This is a genomic window from Emticicia fontis (genome assembly GCF_054779675.1).
This window is the reverse complement of the sequence record NZ_BAAGXU010000004.1, coordinates 1-18,141: the sequence shown is the minus strand read 5'-3', so window position 1 is coordinate 18,141 and position 18,141 is coordinate 1. Positions and strand designations below refer to the sequence as shown.

Here is an 18,141-nt window from a genome sequence, read left to right as displayed (position 1 = left end):
AAGGGGAATTTGTTTGGTTAAATAATAACCCCCCTTTAGGGGTGGGGGGTGTCGTTAGTTAAAACTACTTATGGCGTATTTTTCAGTATTACAATAAATCAGACTATATAGATAGAAATCCTCTTTCGAGGTTCCATACCGCCTCAGAATCTGCAAAATTGGCGACTTTACTTTGGTTTTTAATAAGCTAGCAATTTCTTTGGTTGCAGCGATAGCCCGTACCTCCTGTTGCATACTATTGACATCTATCTGGTAACGCATAAAAAGCGTACGAAATAGTGAACCGTCAATCAAAGGCTCGTCTGTCAATAATGAAAGGCTTTCGTTTGGAATGTAAGTTTCTTCGAGTATCACCGGGGATTCTTCTACCGACCGGAGACGCTTCAAAAATACAAATTCTGTATGAAACTCTTGATGAAGTAAATGTTTAAAAATAGGCTCGGTAATAGTTTGCAATAACGGTCCTTCTAAAATAGAAGTAGTACCATGCCGGTCGCTGGCACCAACTACTTCCGTCCACCCTTTCAGTGAAAGTAAACCTAAAGACTTCCGGATTGAGGCGACTATACTTCCTTTGCCATGCTGGCGGGTAATATAGCCTTCCTTTACCAGCTCATTTAATGCTTGCCTAACGGTCATGCGGGTGGCGCTGAACTCAGCGCAAAGGTCATTTTCAGAAGGGAGTAAACTCCCCTCTATATATTGCCCGGAAGTAATTTTCTCTTTTAAATGAGCCTGGATTTGCCGATAAAGCGGTATCTTCATAATATTACCCTTGAGCTAAAATATCGGGTTTACAAAGATGCAAAAATAATAGGGTTTTGGATATCAGCACTATTTTTCTGCTCTTCTATTTATCAAAAAAGGCACTCAGGATCCCCGAATGCCTTTCCAAGACGAAAATACTTTAACCTATGATGAATACCCCGACTGGCGGGGAACTCAAAATCTTTATACTTCTTAAAAGAAGCTTACTAAATATATTGATATATTATTCTAGTCTACCTATGGAATACCCTACAAAAAAAGATAAAAAACGTTGTATAGGCAAATATTTATTCGGTTTTTTTTGAGAAGGCTAAATTTGCATTAGGTATTGGTCAAAAAAGTATTAGAAAAATTAGAAATCTCATACTCGGTACTGCAATTTTTATATATCATATAGAAGAACAAATGTGTAAATTTCCTATCCATCTGGATTCGAACTTAATTATGCAGAAACCCCCAAAAAAAGGAGGTTTTTTTTTCGAAAACTTCAAAAAAAACTATCTTTGCTACACTTTCCTAAAACTTAATGTCCTATGCTTTATTATCTCTTTACTTACCTTGACAAAACATTTAATTTTCCCGGTGCAGGGGTGTTTCAATACATCACGTTTCGCGCCATGGGAGCCATCGTTTTCTCACTTTTGATTGCAGCAATTTTCGGTAAAAGACTCATTAACTATCTAAGAAAATTACAAATTGGTGAGACCATCCGAGATTTGGGTCTGCAAGGCCAAATGCAAAAAAAAGGTACACCAACTATGGGCGGTTTTATCATTTTAGCATCGCTGCTTATCCCAGTTCTACTATTTGCTAAATTAGATAACGTATATATTGTATTGCTGATTATAGCAACTCTCTGGACCTGTGCGATTGGCTTTGCCGATGATTATATCAAGGTTTTCAAGAAAGATAAAGAAGGCTTAAAAGGCCGCTTCAAAATAGTGGGGCAGGTGGGCTTGGGCCTGATAGTTGGCTTGACTCTGTATTTCAATGACTATGTGAAAATCAGAGTGTATGAAAAAGCCAGAATCAGCACAGCTGTGGGTGAAGTACAAAAGTACGTAGATACTCATTCGTTAACAACTACGCTTCCATTCTTCAAAAATAATGAAATAGATTATCAACTACTTGGGAGTTTTCTACCGGACAGCCTTGCCTGGATTCCTTATGTAATTATCGTTATTTTTATCATTACAGCTGTGTCAAACGGAGCTAATATCACAGATGGAATTGACGGGTTGGCTGCTGGTACTTCGGCTATTATTGGCCTTACCTTAGCCATTTTTGCTTATCTATCAGGTAATAAAGTATTTTCGCAATACCTTAATATCATGATGATTCCTAACTCAGGGGAAGTTGTAATTTTCTGTACAGCCTTTGTAGGGGCCTGTATCGGGTTTCTGTGGTATAATGCTTATCCGGCACAGGTATTTATGGGCGATACAGGTAGTTTAATGTTGGGAAGTATTATTGCTGTATTGGCATTGGCGCTTCGTAAAGAATTATTAATACCTGTAATGTGTGGGATATTCTTAATAGAAAACCTGTCTGTGATTATGCAGGTAAGCTATTTTAAATATCAGAGGAAGCGAAAAGGACTCGAGTTTGCCCAAAAAAATCGTCTTTTCCTAATGTCGCCATTGCATCACCATTTTCAGAAAAAAGGTTACCACGAAGCTAAAATTGTTACCCGTTTCTGGATTATTGGTATCGTATTAGCGGTAGCCTGTCTGGTAACCTTGAAATTGAGATAAGCAATTATCTAAGAATCTCATCCATTTTGACTTGATATTCTTTATATTTATCTAAACCCCGATGATGTCCTCCTTCCAAAGTTGTGAGAATGTCCTTGGGGTTTTTCTTTAATATCTGCGCCAGTTTCAAGCTATGTTCGTAAGGAATAATCTGGTCCTCAGTACCATGGAAAATATAGATTGGGCATTTTACCTTAGTTATCCACTCATAGGTAGGTATCTGAAATTCACAAACTTTCCTGTAGGGAAATAACGGTGCATGACTCCAGGCTACATCCGGGATACAGGTATATGGAGCCTCTAATATCAAAGCCTTTGCCTCATTATCCATAGCTAATTTAGTTGCTACGCCTGTACCCAAAGAGCGGCCATAAATAATCATATTTCTTGGTGGATAACGACGCTGAATATCCTTTAATACTGTTTGGGCATCACTCAAAAGATTCTCCTCATCTAACCTGCCATTACTTTTACCAAAGCCACGATAATCGTACATAATGACATCGTATCCACGAGAAGTAAATTCTTTAGCATATTTACCCCAGGTTTTTATGTTGCGAGAGTTGCCATGAAGGTACATCACCACGCCTTTTTTGGTTGTATCTTTGGTGAGAAACATCAAGGCATTAAGATTGATTTTCGGCTCAGGTTCTACATAAAACTCTTGGGCATCGGGAAATTCAAAGGCATAACCTCTCTCTAAGGTATCGGGATGAAGTAGAATAAAACGTTGAAAGAGGACGGCCAACCCGAAAACGGAAGCGTAAATAATAAGGGCAATTGTAATAAGTTTCTTAACCACTGTATCTTTTGTTATTTGCAGAAATTATTCCTGAGTAGGTTTAAAAGCATTTCAGAATACAAAACTATTCCATTCGGAATTGTTTATCAAAAATTAAATCAAATCTATCCAATAAAATATCTTCCAGATGCTTATGATACTCTGGAAACGAAGGTAGATTATTATGGCCTCCTCCATAGATAGGTACTAAACGGGTATGTTGAGGAGCTAGTTTTGCCAGTTGTACACTTGAACGAAAAGGAATTAGAAAATCTTTTGTGCCATGAATGATATAAATCGGGCACTTCACAAATTTGATGTATTCATCTGTGCGGATAGAAAAGCGGAGAATCATAGAAACAGGTAGGAAAGGTAAAAACCGACTAGTCAATTGTGAAAAGCTATAATAAGGAGCATCCAGAATCAGCATTTTAGGATGATTCCGAGAGGCCAGTTTACAAGCAAATCCAGAACCTAAAGAGCGGCCATAAATTACAATATGCTTTTCTGAATAACCTTTCTTCAGCATCTGATTATACACCACCTGAGAGTCTTCATACATCATATCTTCATGCCGTTTACCTGTACTTTTGCCAAAGCCACGATAATCAATCATTAATACATCATAATCATGGGCAAAAAAATCTTTGGCATATTTCGCCCAACCCTTGATGCTTCGGGTATTACCATGAAAATAAATGACCAATCCTCTAGTAGTTTCACCTATATCATAAAACAACAATCCATTGATGCGGGCACCATCGGGCATATCAAAGAATAATTCTTCGAAATGGTCATCGTATCTGAATTTAAAATCTGGGGCGAGTTTTTCGGGCTTAAATATGAAATACTCCTGTACCTTATAAGCAATGATACAGATAACCACATAAATAACGATAACTAGTAGTATGATTTGCGTAACTGTCATGAGTCCAACGTCAGGGTTGATTTTCATGAAAATCAGACTGCCCGTTAAGACACTGGTTTTCAGCTACTAACATACATAGTTTTTATGAATTATCAGAAATCCTGTATTTAAGAATCTGCTAATTTTTATTGAACCTTTCGTTTGGCTCTAATATCAGCGAGTCTTTTCTCATGATGGCATGACCAAGGTCATTGGCCTTATTATATTGTGTAGAGGCTTCATAGTGGTCTACGAGTTCATAGAGAATCTCTCTTAATGTTTCCAGCTTATTTGTACCTAATATATCCTTAAATTTTTCATTCACATATTCCATACATCTCTTCCAGTCTACCATCGCTTGTATACCTTTCGCTGAGTGCCGCACAATCAATGCACGGGCATCTGTATGGTCTTTTTCAACAGTAACATATCCTTCTGTCTGCAATTCTTTTATTAATTTACTCATGGCTTGCTTGGTTACACAGGCTCTATTAGAAAGATTATTAATATTAGTTCCTTCTATATCTATATGAAGCAGAGCCACAGCATGGCCGATTCTGAAGTTTTTGTATCCGATACCTTCTAGATATTCACTCGCTATCTCGTTCATGAAGCGATAACTTTTACTCAGCAGTTTGCCAAAAAGCTTTCCTTTAATGGCCTTAAAAAGAACCACTTCTTTTAATATATCCTCGTTCATTGTGTTGTTAAGATTCAATGTGCTGATAATCAGTGCATTGCAAAATTAGTAAATTCTGTCGATTTCTTTTTCCAGATACAAAACTAAACAGAAAAAATAAATTAGTCAATATGCTTGACTAATTTAGTAAACTTAGTTTACCTTTGCATCGTCAATATGGTTGACTAATTAACAAAACGAAAACTATACATTAATATTACCTAAAAGAAAAGAATGGAAACTCCACAAAAAAAATCATTCAAAAATTACATTCCACGTATTATTTTAGTACTAATCCTTTTAGGAGCAGGTATCTATGCTTACCAACGTTACAAATACAACCAAGCGTATGAAACAACAGATAATGCACAGATTGAAACCTATACCGTTCCGGTTGTGCCACGTGTAGGCGGTTATGTAAGCAGCGTAAGCATGAAAGACTTTGAACAAGTAAAGAAAGGGCAGTTATTAGTAGATATAGACGACCGCGAACAACAACTGGCATTGACCGAAATGGAAGCAACGTATCAACAAATGCTGACAGATGTTGAAAATGCAAGGGCTAACATAAAAAATACCAGTATGACTATCGGTGCTGCCGAAACCAATATCACTACTACGGTTTTGCGCAAAGACAAAGCACAAAAAGATTCGGAAAGAGATGCTCGTCTTTATGCCGATAATGCCATTACCAGACGTCAGGCAGAAGATAGCAAATCTAGTTTAGATGTATTGAATTCGCAGTATGAAGGACAAAAACAAGATATTGCCGCTTCTAAATCGCGCCTGGATATTCTGAATAGTAATCTACATAAAGCACAAGCTGCTTTAGATGTTCAAAAAGCAAAAATTGAGCAACAAAAACTTCGTTTAACTTACTCGAAAGTATATGCCACCGAAAACGGAAAAATTGGTAGAAAAAGCGTTGAGCCTGGTCAATACATCCAGCCCGGACAAACTTTAGCCACCATCGTGCAGGATTCTTTATATTGGGTAATTGCCAATTTTAAAGAAACACAAATCGGCCGTCTGGCTATTGGTCAAGAAGCTACTATTAAATTAGATGCTTTTCCGGATTTGGAATTAAAAGGTAAAATAGCTGATTTCTCAGATGCCACAGGTTCAAAATATGCGCTTCTTCCTCCTGACAATGCGAGTGGAAACTTCGTGAAAGTAACACAGAAGATTCCTGTAAAAATTGCGATTGAAGGCGTAGAAAAATACCGTGATAAACTTCGTGCAGGCATGAGCCTTGAAGTAGAGGTGAAAATTAAATAAATCCACGCAGGTATTGAAGATACCTCTATAAACACGTTTTCATGGAAAATCAAATAGAAAACAACGTGAAGGGTGCTTCAAGGTTTATTATCGTTCTAACCACCGTAACTGCCGCTATTATGGAGTTACTGGATACCACGATTGTAAACGTAGCACTCAACCAGATGGCTGGCTCACTGGGAGCTACCATCGAAGATATAGCCTGGGTTATTACGTCTTACGCCATTGCCAATGTAATTATCATTCCGATGACGGGCTTTTTAGGAGAGTATTTTGGGCGAAAGAATTATTATCTGGGCTCTATGATACTCTTTGGAATCGCTTCTTATCTCTGCGGTAATTCGGGTAGCTTATGGGAATTGGTCTTATGGCGCTTTGTTCAGGGGATAGGCGGAGGAGCTTTACTTTCTACCTCTCAGGCAATTTTGTTCGATGCTTTTCCACCCAAAGATAGAGGAACGGCATCAGGGCTTTTTGGGATGGGTATAGTATTAGGCCCGACCCTTGGCCCAACTTTAGGTGGTTATATTGTAGACAATTATACATGGGGTGATATTTTCTTTATCAATGTTCCTATCTGTATCATAGCTACGATCCTGACTATTCTTTACATTCCTAAAAAGGCCGATGAAGGTAAACACAAGGATAAAATCAAGATAGATTATCTCGGTATTGCTCTGTTAATGATTGGAATTGGCGCTTTGCAATATGTTTTGGAAAAAGGCGAATCGAAAGACTGGTTCCAATCAAGAGAGATTTCAATAGTATCATTATTAGCATTGGTTGGGATTGTTGGATTTATCAGCAGAGAATTAAATACCGATCATCCGGTAGTAAACCTGAAGATATTTGGTAACAGAAATTTTGCCTTCTCCAGCATTTTCGTAATGGTATCAGGTTTTGGTTTATTTACCTCAGTATTCGTTTATCCAGTCTTGGTGCAGCGGATTAATGGATTTACGCCATACGAAACGGGACTTTCCTTGCTATTTCCTACGCTTACCATTTTGCCGATGTTTCCTATTCTGGGGCGTCGTATGTCGGCAGGGGCTTCGCCCATTCCGTTTGTAGTAGCTGGGATTATCATATTTGCGGCATTTGGTTTTTATAGCGGAACAGCTACAACCGATATGGGTCGCTGGGATTTTTATCCAATGCAATTATTGCGTGGTTTAGGAACAGTACTTCTGCAATTGCCATTGATTAATGCTTCGGTAGCAGGTTTAAAACCCAATGAATTTGGCGCAGGTATATCCCTGACTAATATGATTCGTCAGTTAGGTGGGGCATTCGGTATTGCTTTAGCTAATAACTATGTAGCCTTACAATATGCGCAACACCGTTCAGACCTAGTAGCCAATTATGTACCGAACAATCCGCTATTTACGGAGCGATTCAATGCTATAAAGATGTCGTTCCTTTCGCGGACAGGAGATGCGGTGCAAGCTACTGCGCAGGCTTATCGGCAATTAGAGTTGCTTTTAGACAGGCAATCGTATTATCTGGCATATCTTGATACGTTCCGTATTATCTCGATTTTCTTTATCTGTGTATTGCCATTAGTGGTATTGCTCAGAACCAAAAAGAAAAGCGCCGCCGAAGCGGCTGCCGCAGCCAAAGCCGCTGCAGAATCTCATTAATGATAGATTTTATCAAAAAATATTTAAGTTTCCGAAAATGAAATTTCAAAAAATATCCATAGCTATCTTACTACTTTTCGGTCAGGGAGCCATTGCGCAAAGCCCGAACGAAACACTGAATTCGTTGGTTAAAATGACCTTAGAGGGTTCGTCGCGCATAAAAGAACAAATACAATTATTAAACGTAGGTGATTACCGCATCAAAGTTCAGCAAAGTGGAACAAAGCCTCAGATAAACGGAGAACTCAGCTATACAAGACTTGACCCTATTGCCGAGGCCGTTATCCCGATTCCTGGTTTTGATGGTAAACTACAGTTTCAACCACATAATAACTACAATACTAATGTGGCTGCTTCTTACGTGATTTACGATTGGGGCAGATTCAAAGCTGGAGTTCAGAAAACCTTGCTTGAAATGCAGCAACAACGTGAAGGCATCGAAGGTCTGAAACAGACATTAGCTTATCAAGTAGCGCAGTTATATTATGGCATAATTTACTTACAAAAAGCCATTGCTGTACAACAAGATCAGGTAAAATTGGTAGATGAAAACAGTAAGATTATCAGCAATAGATTAAAGAGCGGAGATGCCCTTGATTATGATGTAGTACAGGCACAGGTTCGTTATAAGAATGCCGAAATAAGAGTAGTAGATTTACAAGGACAACTGGAAAAACAATATATTTTCCTGAGCGCTTTGATTGGTACTGATGCACATAATCAGATTCCGGCTAATGCTGAATTGCAATACAATTATCCTTATGCAGATTCCCGCGGGGCTATCAGTGAAGCAACCGTTAATAACCTGGATTTAAGAACTGCCGCTGCTCGTGAAAATGCTTTAGCGCAAGAAATCAAGATTTCGTCTATGGGTAATTTGCCGCAATTATCTGCCAATGCAGCAGCGGGTATCAAAAATGGTTACCAGCCAAATATTGATGCGTGGCGTTTTAATACTTTGTTGGGTGTAAGATTAACTGTCCCGATTTATACAGGAAAGAGAAGTGCTTACAATACCCAGATTGCTAAAATTAATCTGGATGCTGCCAGAGAAAATACGGCAGCACAAAAAACGCAGATTAATCGTGATATTGAAAATGCCTTTAATGATATAAAAGTAGCTACGCAAAAGAGAGCGCTAGCCGAACGTAATGTCTTTCAGGCAGAATACGGTTTGAAACTGGCTAAAATCCGTCTGACCAACGGGGTAAGTACACCACTAGAAATCCAGACCTCCGAAACAGCTGTAGAAGATGCCAAATTCAGTTTGCTACAATACGATTATCAGATAATACTAGCGAAACTTGAGATTAGTAGATTATCGGGAGTAAAGTTGTAATAGTGTAACTGTAGAATTGAGAAAAACATAAAAAAGCCTTGAAAGATAATACCATCTTTCAAGGCTTTTTTATGTTTAAGAATAGGCAGAATTAAATAAGAATAATGCTTTAAGAATTATGAAAACTTAGTATTTTGCTGATGAATTCACTTTCAACGCATAGTTAAAAATGACCTACAAAATAGAGAAATCTATCTGGACAGAAGCTGATTTTGAACAAATGGGATGGCATGACAGCTATATCTATAAAATCCGTGTGTCTGAAGACCTGGAGTTAGATATTGACTATATTTTTCAATGGGTTAAACCAGAAGTAGAAGGATTGCCCTTTACTTTTTGGGTAGCACCTTGTACATTGGTTTTCAGACAGATTAAGCATTTGACTTTTGAATTAAAAACGGCCTTTGATGATGCGATAGAAATTGAAGACATTGAGCGAACAGAAAATGAAGATCATATACTCTGGACAATTCTAACACACCAAGGTGAAATTGAGTTTATAAGTGAAGGGTTTACGCAGTATGTAAGACAAGAACCATTCTATCAATTCGGGCAAAGGATACATTATATAGAAAGATATGGGTTTAGTCTTGATAGGACAACAACTCAGGAAAACCCAAATAGAAATAGCGAAGATATTCTGCAACAAAGGAAAAACGACTTGGAACTGTATGAAATTGTTAAAAAACGACAATTGAAGCGTATTGAAAAAGAGCAATTAAATAAATTAAGAGAGAACAAAGAAATAAATTTGAAAGAGTTCTTGATAAAGAAAAAGGAAATTGACGAATGGATATTCCATTATGATTATAGCTTAAAAAATTCAAGATTTGAAGATTTAGGTAAAAACTAAAATAGGAGACTTGACTAAACGGAATTTACTTTTTAAATGTTATAGAATTATAATAGATAGAAACAGACAAAAGATTTATTCGAACATATCTAAAAATTCGGCTAATTTTGGCAAAAAATCCCCTTCATCAAATCATGAATAATACTATCTTTAAAGTACCCACGCCGGTTAACGAACCGGTTCTGAATTACGGCAAAGGTTCTCCCGAAAAACTCGCATTAAAAAAAGCCATTGCAGAGGCTCGCTCGAAACAAATAGAGGTACCGATGTATATTGGCAGTGAACAAATACATACTAACAATAAAATTAAACTTTCTCCTCCTCACGACCATCAGCATGTATTAGGCTATGCCAGTGAAGGAGACGCTTCTCATGTAGAAAAAGCCATTGAAGCAGCTTTGGCTGCCCGTCCGGCCTGGGTATCGCTTTCATGGGAGCAAAGAGCCAGTATTTTCCTGAAAGCGGCCGACTTATTAGCAGGCCCTTATCGTGCAAAAATCAATGCCGCCACCATGTTGGGGCAGTCAAAAAATGCGTATCAGGCAGAAATTGATTCAGCTTGTGAGTTGATAGACTTCCTTCGCTTCAATGTAGCTTTTATGGAGCAGGTTTATACTGGTCAGCCTGATTCAGTACGCGGTTTATGGAATAGACTAGAATACAGACCATTAGAAGGTTTTGTATTTGCCTTAACTCCTTTCAATTTCACCGCCATTGCCGGAAACTTACCATCTTGTGTAGCGATGATGGGTAATGTAACGGTTTGGAAGCCAGCCTATCCGCAAATCTATTCGGCGAATGTGATTATGGAGGTTTTCCGTGAAGCAGGTTTGCCGGATGGGGTTATTAACCTGATATATGTTGATGGGCCTACAGTAGGAGATGTTGTTTTTAAACACCCTGATTTTGCAGGTATTCACTTTACAGGTAGTACCAAAGTATTCCAGACTATCTGGAAAACCATTGGTGAGAATATCCATTTATATAAATCTTATCCACGTATTGTGGGTGAAACCGGTGGAAAAGACTTTGTAATGGCACATGAATCTGCCGATGCAAAAGCTTTGGCGACAGGTTTAGTTCGTGGGGCGTTTGAATATCAGGGACAAAAATGTTCAGCGGCTTCTCGTGCGTATATTCCTTCTAATATCTGGGAAGAAGTAAAAGGCTACGTCTTAGCAGATCTGAAAGAAATAAAAATGGGTGGCACAGAAGATTTTACCAACTTTGTGAATGCGGTGATTGACGAAAAATCGTTTGATAAAATTGCCACTTATATCGATAATGCGAAGAAAAGCGATAAAGTAAGCTTACTTGCCGGTGGTAACTACGATAAATCAAAAGGCTACTTTGTTGAGCCAACCATCTTACTTACATCAGACCCTAATTATGTGACGATGTGCGAAGAAATCTTCGGCCCGGTACTCACTATCTATGTATATGAAGCAGCAGATTATGAAAAGACGCTGGAATTGGTGAATGCCACTTCGCCGTATGCTTTAACAGGTGCTATTTTTGCCAAAGATCGTTACGCTATTGATTTAGCAACTAAAAAACTGGTTGATGCTGCCGGAAACTTCTATATCAACGATAAGCCAACAGGTGCCGTAGTAGGCCAACAACCATTTGGTGGTGCCCGTGCCTCAGGTACAAACGATAAAGCAGGGTCTATCCTGAATTTATTCCGTTGGGTACAACCTCGTACAATCAAGGAAACTTTCGTTTCTCCCACTGATTATAAGTATCCGTTTTTGGGAGAGGAATAAGAGATATAAACTCATATCAACCAAAAGGTGGCGCCCAGAAGCGCCACCTTTTTCTATATAACCGAATAAGGAATCCTATTCCTCCCAAGCCCAATCAATACGGTGCTTCATATCTTTGATAGTCATGCCGTTTGATTTGAAGTAAGTTCTGATTTCGTCTACTTTATCATATCTCTGGCTTGATTTGTATTCTTTATATAAAGACAACATCCCACTCAGAATACCATCGCCTTGTGTCAAAGGTTCCTCTGTAATACCCAGAATCTGCTCCATAAATAACACAAACTTCTCTTGCAACAAGTTGAAAGTATCTTCACCCAAAGCCCTTGGGTCAAGCTGATTCATATAAATCATATTCACATACTTCAACAAGTTGAACAATTGAGCGATAGCAACTGCTGTATTCAAATCGTCATTCATCGCCTCATAAAAAGCCTGAACTGTTTTTTCGATATCCAGTTTTTTCTTTTCGTCAATAGCAACCTTAACAACTGGAGCCGCTACAGTTTGTATGGCTACATTGCCCGCTTGTGTATCATCAATCAGTTCGCTTGGTATTTTATCTGCTACTTTATCATTAATAGTTAATGTCAAAGTCTTCACAATCCGCAAGCCATTAATCAATCGTCTATACCCTTTTTGGGATGCTCTTAGCGCATCATTTGAGAAGTCAAGCGTACTACGATACTGCGATTGCAACATAAAGAAACGAACTGTCATCGGGCTATATGCCTGATCAAGTAATGGATGACTTCCGGCAAAAAGTTCAGAAGGTAAAAATGAGTTACCCAATGATTTCGACATCTTTTGTCCGTTCACTGTCAACATATTTGAGTGCATCCAATAGCGAACAGGTTCAGTTCCGGTAATACCAACCCCTTGTGCAATCTCACATTCGTGGTGTGGGAATTTCAAATCCATACCGCCACCATGAATATCAAACTGCTTACCCAGATATTTAGTGCTCATGCAAGTACATTCCAAATGCCATCCCGGAAATCCCATGCCCCATGGAGATTTCCATTGCATAATATGTTCAGGACTAGCGTTTTTCCAGATAGCAAAATCAAGCGGATTGCGTTTTTCCGATTGTCCATCCAACTCTCGGGTTTCATTCAGCAAATCTTCCAGAATTCTACCCGATAGTTTGCCATAATCATTACCTTCTTTATTATATTGATTAATATCAAAATAAACCGAGCCGTTTGCTTCGTACGCTAAACCTTTATCAATCAGAGTTTTTACAGCTTCAATCTGTTCAACCAGATGCCCGGTGGCAGTAGGTTCAATGCTTGGGGGTAGGAAATTGAATTGCTCTAATACCTTATGGAAATCGTTGGTATAGCGTTGCACAATCTCCATCGGCTCCAGTTTCTCCAGTTTCGCCATCTTTCCGATTTTGTCTTCTCCTTCATCTCCATCACCCACCAGGTGACCCACATCAGTAATATTTCTTACGTAACGAACCTTATAACCAATTTCAGTCAGGTAACGGAAAAGCACATCGAAAGTCAGGAAGGTGCGAACATTCCCTAAGTGTACATAGTTGTAAACGGTTGGTCCGCAGACATACATTCCTACATAAGGTGGACTAAGGGGTTTAAATTCTTCTTTCTGGCGTGTAAGTGTATTATAAATCTTCAGGTTTTGCATATAGGTCGTTCAATATCGTATGTTCTAATTCTATCGTATAACGTTGGTTATGGTGTGGCCATCTATAAAGCTCAATGCAAATTTAAAGCTAATTTCTGTATTACATATAATATATAACTCGTTAGGTGAAATTAAAAATATATTATTCCTACGGGATATTAATCTCTGAAAAGTCTATTTTTTCTACCGATATAGCATCCCTACGGGATTTTTTTAAGTCCTGGAGGGACGACATATCGGTAGAAAAAATAGTCATTTTTAAAACCTAAGTCTCGTAGGGACGATATATCAAATCCTTAAAATTAATTTCAACAACGAGTATAATATATATAGTATGGAGGTCTAAGAAACCGGAACTTCAAGCAAACAGGCATTCAGTTTTTCTTCATAAGAAGCCCAATCCAGTTTTGCCGGTGCAATCAGTTCAATCCGGCTATCGCGGCGATAGGTAATATATTGAACTGTAAATTCTTCACCAACCGCATTGATCAACACCCAATCCTTACCTGTTCTGAAAACTCCTTTGGCCCGGTAAACTTCATTGAGGGTACTAAAAAACTGACGTAGCTTAGGAAGATTGAAAATCTCATCAGGCGAAAAAATCCAGCCGCAACCATGCAAGCCTAAACCGTGACTTTCCTTTTTAACCGGATTCCCGACTGTTGGCACAGGTAATTCTTCCTCATGTGCAGGATGGTGATGATGAACTTCATGCGCGAACTGTGCCTTTCTATCACCAAATGGTTCAATATTTAACCAGTTAAAATCAACCTCGCCATTGCTTACATCGGCTATCAATAATTTAGGCGGATACAAAGAATCTGCCCAATCCTTAAATTCCTCAGTTAATTCTTCGCCTGCCAGGTCTGTTTTATTCGCTATCAATACATCAGCCAGATTAATCTGGTCCTGAAAAGTCTCATTGGCTCGAACATCAGCATTCGCCCATCGACGAGGATCAACCAGACAAATCGTGGCTCTTACATCTAATATATCTTTCATGAATTTACCTCGAAGCAAATCCAGAATATTCTCAGGATGCCCCATACCCGTAGGCTCAATCAGAATGCGGTCGGGCTTCTGCTGACGCAAAACAGTAGTAAGCGTATATTGCATAGGTACATTGGCCGTACAACAGATACACCCCCCGGCTACTTCACGAATCGTCAGGCCATCTTTTTCTTCAATGGCTGTGTGGTCGATAGAAACTGCGCCAAACTCGTTGATAATAATAGCCCAACGTTCGGTTTGGGGTTTGCTTGCCAGCAAATGCTTGATAGCAGTGGTTTTGCCCACTCCTAAAAAACCGGTAATCAGATTTACGGGAATTTTCATGCAATGGTGTTTAAATGAAAACTATACTATATATATACTATGAACTTGTTTCGCTTCTTTCAAAAAGGTAGTCACCGTAGCGTCTACCTTTTTCAAATCCACTTTACTTGCATTTTTAGCTTTTTCTCTTCCTTCATGTCAATAGTTGCTATGCGAACGGCTAGTTGCGAACGGCTAGTTGCGAACGGCCAGTTGCGAATAATTATCCAAAACTAAGCTTTAAGTGTCTCTGACTGGACATCCCAACTAGGCCTCCCCTAAATTTCCAACTTAACATCCTGTTTCCAAAGTGTTTGGGAAGATTTTCGGTAAAATCATACTGTGGTGTCATTCTCCACAAGTAATCATTGAAAATCATTTGGTTCAGGTGTAAAAGAAATGACCCTACCAACTTCTATAAAAGATAGCAGTAGGGTCATAACAACGATTTGGTTTTTAAAGTTTAGACCAAATCTGTGAATATGTAGAGAATGTCAGGCTAATTACAATAAGGATTGGTTTTGAGTATAACTTTTCCTCCACTCCCTGGCGATAAGCGAGCGCCATTGCCAAGAATTACTTTCTTTGATTGAAAAGTATAATTACTCGTACCATTAAATATAACAGCCCCTGAAGACGTCTGAATAGTATAGCTATCTCTGGCAACACCCATGCCTGAAGTATTCGAAAATGTCACCGCCGTATAAATACCACTGTCATTTTGTGCCAGTACATCCAGTAGTCCAGACTCATTGGCAAGAAAATACCGCATTCTATTTCCCTGGCCTGCGGTAAATGTATTTCTACATTCACGCCTGCCATAAGCCATAATATTATTGACAGCAGGTGTATATAAGGCAGAACATTCATCATATCTGGTGCCGGTATACATACAAGACGCATTAGTATTTAATCGAAGAAAACCATCACTATCGTCAGGGTCAGCCGGAGTATCACATAAAAGATCCCCTTCTTCGTCACAATCTTTACAACCACCGCTTCGGGCAACACTTTCAGCGCCATAAGCAGTTTCAAAAGTATGATATAAGCCAAAAACATGACCTACTTCATGCCCCATTGTAGTAAGGTTACTTGTACTTGCTATGGCTTCTCCCTTCATACTGATAAAAGCATAATTATTCGGTATATCATACGCAATTCCATTAAGGGTATCGGCTCCATACACTAATTCCTGGTGTATGAATATATTCAGATTACCTGCTACTCTGATATCGCGCATTTCAGATTCTTCATCGTCAGCATCCTGAATATTAAAATCAGAATTATTGATTTGCCGAATCCCCATGAGTGTAAAGCATATCCCATGCGGATTATATTGATTCACCATATTCTGAAATTGTCTCAGAATATCCGCATCAGTTGCCGCACGATTACTACCATTATTATCTGCAAAAACAGTAAAATACACTTTAACCCAATAAGGTATAGACACGGCATTAATTGAACGTAAAAAGCGTTGCATATCTTTTTCGGCAATTGGCCGTGGAATAGCCGGAGCCTTTGTGCCACAATCCGGCTGTTTTTTTTGCGCCTGCAATGCTAATGTTATCAGTATCAGTATAAATGTTAATAGCTTTCTCATCGGTTTGTGGCTTTGAGTTGGGTGAGTTCGGCTTGTAGTTTTTCTATTCTTTTATTCTGCTCTATACTATATAAGGTAAGCTCCTCAATTTTCTGCATCATTTTGGTAGTTAACTCAGCCAGCTTTGCGCCATTCTTTTGTATTTCTGATGCGCTCGGTATATCAGGCAGGTGTTTGTTTTCTTCAATAAAGCGTTCAACTTCTTCCAAGGGTTTTAATCTGAATTTCTTATCAAATACATAATCAGCCCATCCTGTTTCTACTACAACTTCATTGGCTCTTATGCTTCCGTTGACTGCTAATTTATAAGCGCCCGGGTCATTCACACCAATACCTATATTACCATTTTCCATGATAGCCATTCGGATACTGTAATTGGTCGAAAATAATAACCTCTTAGCCGGATCACCTCCTGTAGCGGGTGGTGTTCCTATCTCAAAACCATAATACCCTGCCGGATTAAAAGGGCTACTTGTCCAGGCTCTAAAAAAACCATATTGAGCATTAGAAGTTCTATCATGAAATACAAAAAGACTATTTGTTCCGTCTACCTTTACTAATTGCTCACCTGTTGAATAAAGATGTAGTTTGTATTCAGGAGTAAAATTTGTCCCGATTCCGACATTCCCACCAAAAGGATTCAGCACTAATTTCCCTGGAGAGCTTTTACTGGTAAGCGTATTAACACTAAATCCTTGAAGATTGCTGGCATCTACTCTCATAAATCCCGAATATCCCGAAGAATTATTTATGATAAGGCCTCCATTCGTATATTCGCTGAAAAGATTATTATAGCTGATTGGGGCATAAGAAAAACTCCCATTTCCGTTTACTTCAAGCTTAGACGTTGGAAGATTCGTTCCAATGCCTACATTTCCTAATCCTTGCGAATCGTTAATTAAAACATGGGAGGCCGCCTTACCACCCCTTATATAAGTATTCTCTAAACCACCCGTCGGATAATTAAAATGAGAGGTATGAGAGGAGCCGGATACCGCTAAAGACCCATTCGTATCTGTACCCACAATAGCAACTTTGGCAGTAGGAGAGTTTACACCTATGCCCACATTGCCTGTATTAGTATTACTGATATGAGTACCATTTGCAGCCCAACCAATACCTGAGCCTCCACTAGCTGTGAGATTTACCCAGGCAGTACCATCCCAGTATTTCATTACGTTCAAGTCTTTGTCAAAAACAATAGTCCCTTTAGGCTGATTAATCAACCCATTAATAAAGGAAGTTGTAAACTGGGGCACCGAAACTCCCTGATTAGGGTCAATGGTAGAGCTTTGCGAGAATGTGTTAAAACAAAAGAAACAGACTGCAACAGAAAGTAGTGTTTTTTTCATGGAAAGATTATGTTTAGTATAATAGGAATCATTTTAATCAAGTGCATTTGCTTGTCAGAAGCAAAGTTCGACAAAGTAACGGTATAGATAAGGATCTGTAAATAGCACATTAATGTTATAGAATGTAATTTGTTGTTGGGAGAATTTAAACCTGATGAAGTATTAATATCATATAAATAGTAAAAATCCTATCAGGATTACACCATAACACATAAATTAGCTTTTGAAAAAAGTGTTATAAGCCTATTGCCGCTTAGTAAAATTCCAGATCAATGAACTAGTAAAAGCACTTTGATCCAATACATCAAAGATTATAGACTGGCGGGACCCATAAGTAAATATACCTATTTGGGTATAGGTAAAATAGTATAGATAGGACAATATCAAGAAAGAGTATAAACATTTGAAAAAGGCAAAACTGTAAATGGTTAGTTATAAGAGAAGTAATGAAAAG

At 38.6% G+C, this 18,141-nt stretch carries 14 protein-coding genes; 6 read left to right on the top strand and 8 right to left on the bottom strand.

The window, feature by feature from the left end; translation table 11 throughout:
- Positions 1 to 54 precede the first annotated feature (54 nt).
- Positions 55 to 765, bottom strand: a complete 711-nt coding sequence (locus ACYVFA_RS02720) for a GntR family transcriptional regulator (RefSeq protein ID WP_460470259.1) — start codon at positions 763 to 765, stop codon at positions 55 to 57.
- A gap of 536 nt (positions 766 to 1,301) precedes the next feature.
- Here ACYVFA_RS02720 and mraY point away from each other — a divergent pair.
- The gene (gene mraY, locus ACYVFA_RS02715) at positions 1,302 to 2,522 is read left to right on the top strand and encodes a phospho-N-acetylmuramoyl-pentapeptide-transferase (RefSeq protein ID WP_460470258.1); all 1,221 of its coding nucleotides are present in this window, start codon (positions 1,302 to 1,304) and stop codon (positions 2,520 to 2,522) included.
- A 4-nt stretch (positions 2,523 to 2,526) separates the two neighbouring features.
- On the opposite strand, the gene ACYVFA_RS02710 is transcribed toward mraY, so the two are convergent.
- From ACYVFA_RS02710 to ACYVFA_RS02700, 3 genes are all read right to left on the bottom strand, one after another.
- The gene (locus tag ACYVFA_RS02710) at positions 2,527 to 3,324 is read right to left on the bottom strand and encodes an alpha/beta hydrolase (protein WP_460470257.1); all 798 of its coding nucleotides are present in this window, start codon (positions 3,322 to 3,324) and stop codon (positions 2,527 to 2,529) included.
- Between the two features lie 64 nt (positions 3,325 to 3,388).
- Entirely contained in the window at positions 3,389 to 4,231 is an 843-nt protein-coding gene (locus ACYVFA_RS02705; RefSeq protein ID WP_460470256.1) for an alpha/beta hydrolase, read from the bottom strand.
- A gap of 118 nt (positions 4,232 to 4,349) precedes the next feature.
- A complete protein-coding gene (locus ACYVFA_RS02700) occupies positions 4,350 to 4,910 on the bottom strand; it encodes a MarR family winged helix-turn-helix transcriptional regulator (protein WP_460470255.1) in 561 nt (186 codons plus the stop codon).
- 213 nt (positions 4,911 to 5,123) lie between these two features.
- Between ACYVFA_RS02700 and ACYVFA_RS02695 the strand changes: the two genes are divergently transcribed.
- The 5 genes from ACYVFA_RS02695 (at position 5,124) to pruA (ending at position 11,765) form a co-directional block, all read left to right on the top strand.
- Positions 5,124 to 6,167 carry an HlyD family secretion protein gene (locus ACYVFA_RS02695; RefSeq protein WP_460470254.1) on the top strand — a complete coding sequence of 348 codons (1,044 nt, stop codon included), beginning with the start codon at positions 5,124 to 5,126 and terminating at the stop codon, positions 6,165 to 6,167.
- Positions 6,168 to 6,208: 41 nt separating this feature from the next.
- Positions 6,209 to 7,807, top strand: a complete 1,599-nt coding sequence (locus ACYVFA_RS02690) for an efflux MFS transporter permease (RefSeq protein ID WP_460470253.1) — start codon at positions 6,209 to 6,211, stop codon at positions 7,805 to 7,807.
- Positions 7,808 to 7,844: 37 nt separating this feature from the next.
- Positions 7,845 to 9,146: a TolC family protein gene (locus tag ACYVFA_RS02685; RefSeq protein WP_460470252.1), complete on the top strand. Its 1,302-nt coding sequence runs from the start codon at positions 7,845 to 7,847 to the stop codon at positions 9,144 to 9,146.
- Between the two features lie 169 nt (positions 9,147 to 9,315).
- Positions 9,316 to 9,999, top strand: a complete 684-nt coding sequence (locus tag ACYVFA_RS02680; RefSeq protein ID WP_460470251.1) for a hypothetical protein — start codon at positions 9,316 to 9,318, stop codon at positions 9,997 to 9,999.
- A 134-nt stretch (positions 10,000 to 10,133) separates the two neighbouring features.
- Positions 10,134 to 11,765 carry an L-glutamate gamma-semialdehyde dehydrogenase gene (gene pruA, locus ACYVFA_RS02675; RefSeq protein WP_460470250.1) on the top strand — a complete coding sequence of 544 codons (1,632 nt, stop codon included), beginning with the start codon at positions 10,134 to 10,136 and terminating at the stop codon, positions 11,763 to 11,765.
- Positions 11,766 to 11,840: 75 nt separating this feature from the next.
- Here the strand turns inward: pruA and cysS are convergent, their stop codons facing one another.
- The 4 genes from cysS to ACYVFA_RS02655 all read right to left on the bottom strand — a co-directional run bounded on the left by cysS (position 11,841) and on the right by ACYVFA_RS02655 (position 17,687).
- Positions 11,841 to 13,418 carry a cysteine--tRNA ligase gene (gene cysS, locus ACYVFA_RS02670; protein ID WP_460470249.1) on the bottom strand — a complete coding sequence of 526 codons (1,578 nt, stop codon included), beginning with the start codon at positions 13,416 to 13,418 and terminating at the stop codon, positions 11,841 to 11,843.
- 342 nt (positions 13,419 to 13,760) lie between these two features.
- Positions 13,761 to 14,753, bottom strand: coding sequence for a CobW family GTP-binding protein (locus ACYVFA_RS02665; protein WP_460470248.1), 993 nt, complete (start codon positions 14,751 to 14,753; stop codon positions 13,761 to 13,763).
- 478 nt (positions 14,754 to 15,231) lie between these two features.
- Positions 15,232 to 16,335, bottom strand: a complete 1,104-nt coding sequence (locus tag ACYVFA_RS02660; protein ID WP_460470247.1) for a zinc metalloprotease — start codon at positions 16,333 to 16,335, stop codon at positions 15,232 to 15,234.
- Complete coding sequence (locus ACYVFA_RS02655) at positions 16,332 to 17,687, bottom strand: hypothetical protein (RefSeq protein ID WP_460470246.1); 1,356 nt, start codon at positions 17,685 to 17,687, stop codon at positions 16,332 to 16,334. Before ACYVFA_RS02655 ends, ACYVFA_RS02660 begins: the two co-directional genes overlap by 4 nt.
- Positions 17,688 to 18,141: the final 454 nt, after the last annotated feature.

Excerpts from the sequence above, each read along its gene's own strand:
- ACYVFA_RS02695 (WP_460470254.1), top strand. The coding sequence starts at position 5,124 with ATGGAAACTCCACAAAAAAAATCATTCAAAAATTACATTCCACGTATT.
- ACYVFA_RS02700 (WP_460470255.1), bottom strand. The coding sequence starts at position 4,910 with ATGAACGAGGATATATTAAAAGAAGTGGTTCTTTTTAAGGCCATTAAA.
- pruA (WP_460470250.1), top strand. The coding sequence starts at position 10,134 with ATGAATAATACTATCTTTAAAGTACCCACGCCGGTTAACGAACCGGTT.
- ACYVFA_RS02685 (WP_460470252.1), top strand. The coding sequence starts at position 7,845 with ATGAAATTTCAAAAAATATCCATAGCTATCTTACTACTTTTCGGTCAG.
- ACYVFA_RS02655 (WP_460470246.1), bottom strand. The coding sequence starts at position 17,687 with ATGAAAAAAACACTACTTTCTGTTGCAGTCTGTTTCTTTTGTTTTAAC.
- ACYVFA_RS02690 (WP_460470253.1), top strand. The coding sequence starts at position 6,209 with ATGGAAAATCAAATAGAAAACAACGTGAAGGGTGCTTCAAGGTTTATT.
- ACYVFA_RS02705 (WP_460470256.1), bottom strand. The coding sequence starts at position 4,231 with ATGACAGTTACGCAAATCATACTACTAGTTATCGTTATTTATGTGGTT.
- ACYVFA_RS02680 (WP_460470251.1), top strand. The coding sequence starts at position 9,316 with ATGACCTACAAAATAGAGAAATCTATCTGGACAGAAGCTGATTTTGAA.
- mraY (WP_460470258.1), top strand. The coding sequence starts at position 1,302 with ATGCTTTATTATCTCTTTACTTACCTTGACAAAACATTTAATTTTCCC.
- ACYVFA_RS02720 (WP_460470259.1), bottom strand. The coding sequence starts at position 765 with ATGAAGATACCGCTTTATCGGCAAATCCAGGCTCATTTAAAAGAGAAA.
- cysS (WP_460470249.1), bottom strand. The coding sequence starts at position 13,418 with ATGCAAAACCTGAAGATTTATAATACACTTACACGCCAGAAAGAAGAA.
- ACYVFA_RS02665 (WP_460470248.1), bottom strand. The coding sequence starts at position 14,753 with ATGAAAATTCCCGTAAATCTGATTACCGGTTTTTTAGGAGTGGGCAAA.
- ACYVFA_RS02660 (WP_460470247.1), bottom strand. The coding sequence starts at position 16,335 with ATGAGAAAGCTATTAACATTTATACTGATACTGATAACATTAGCATTG.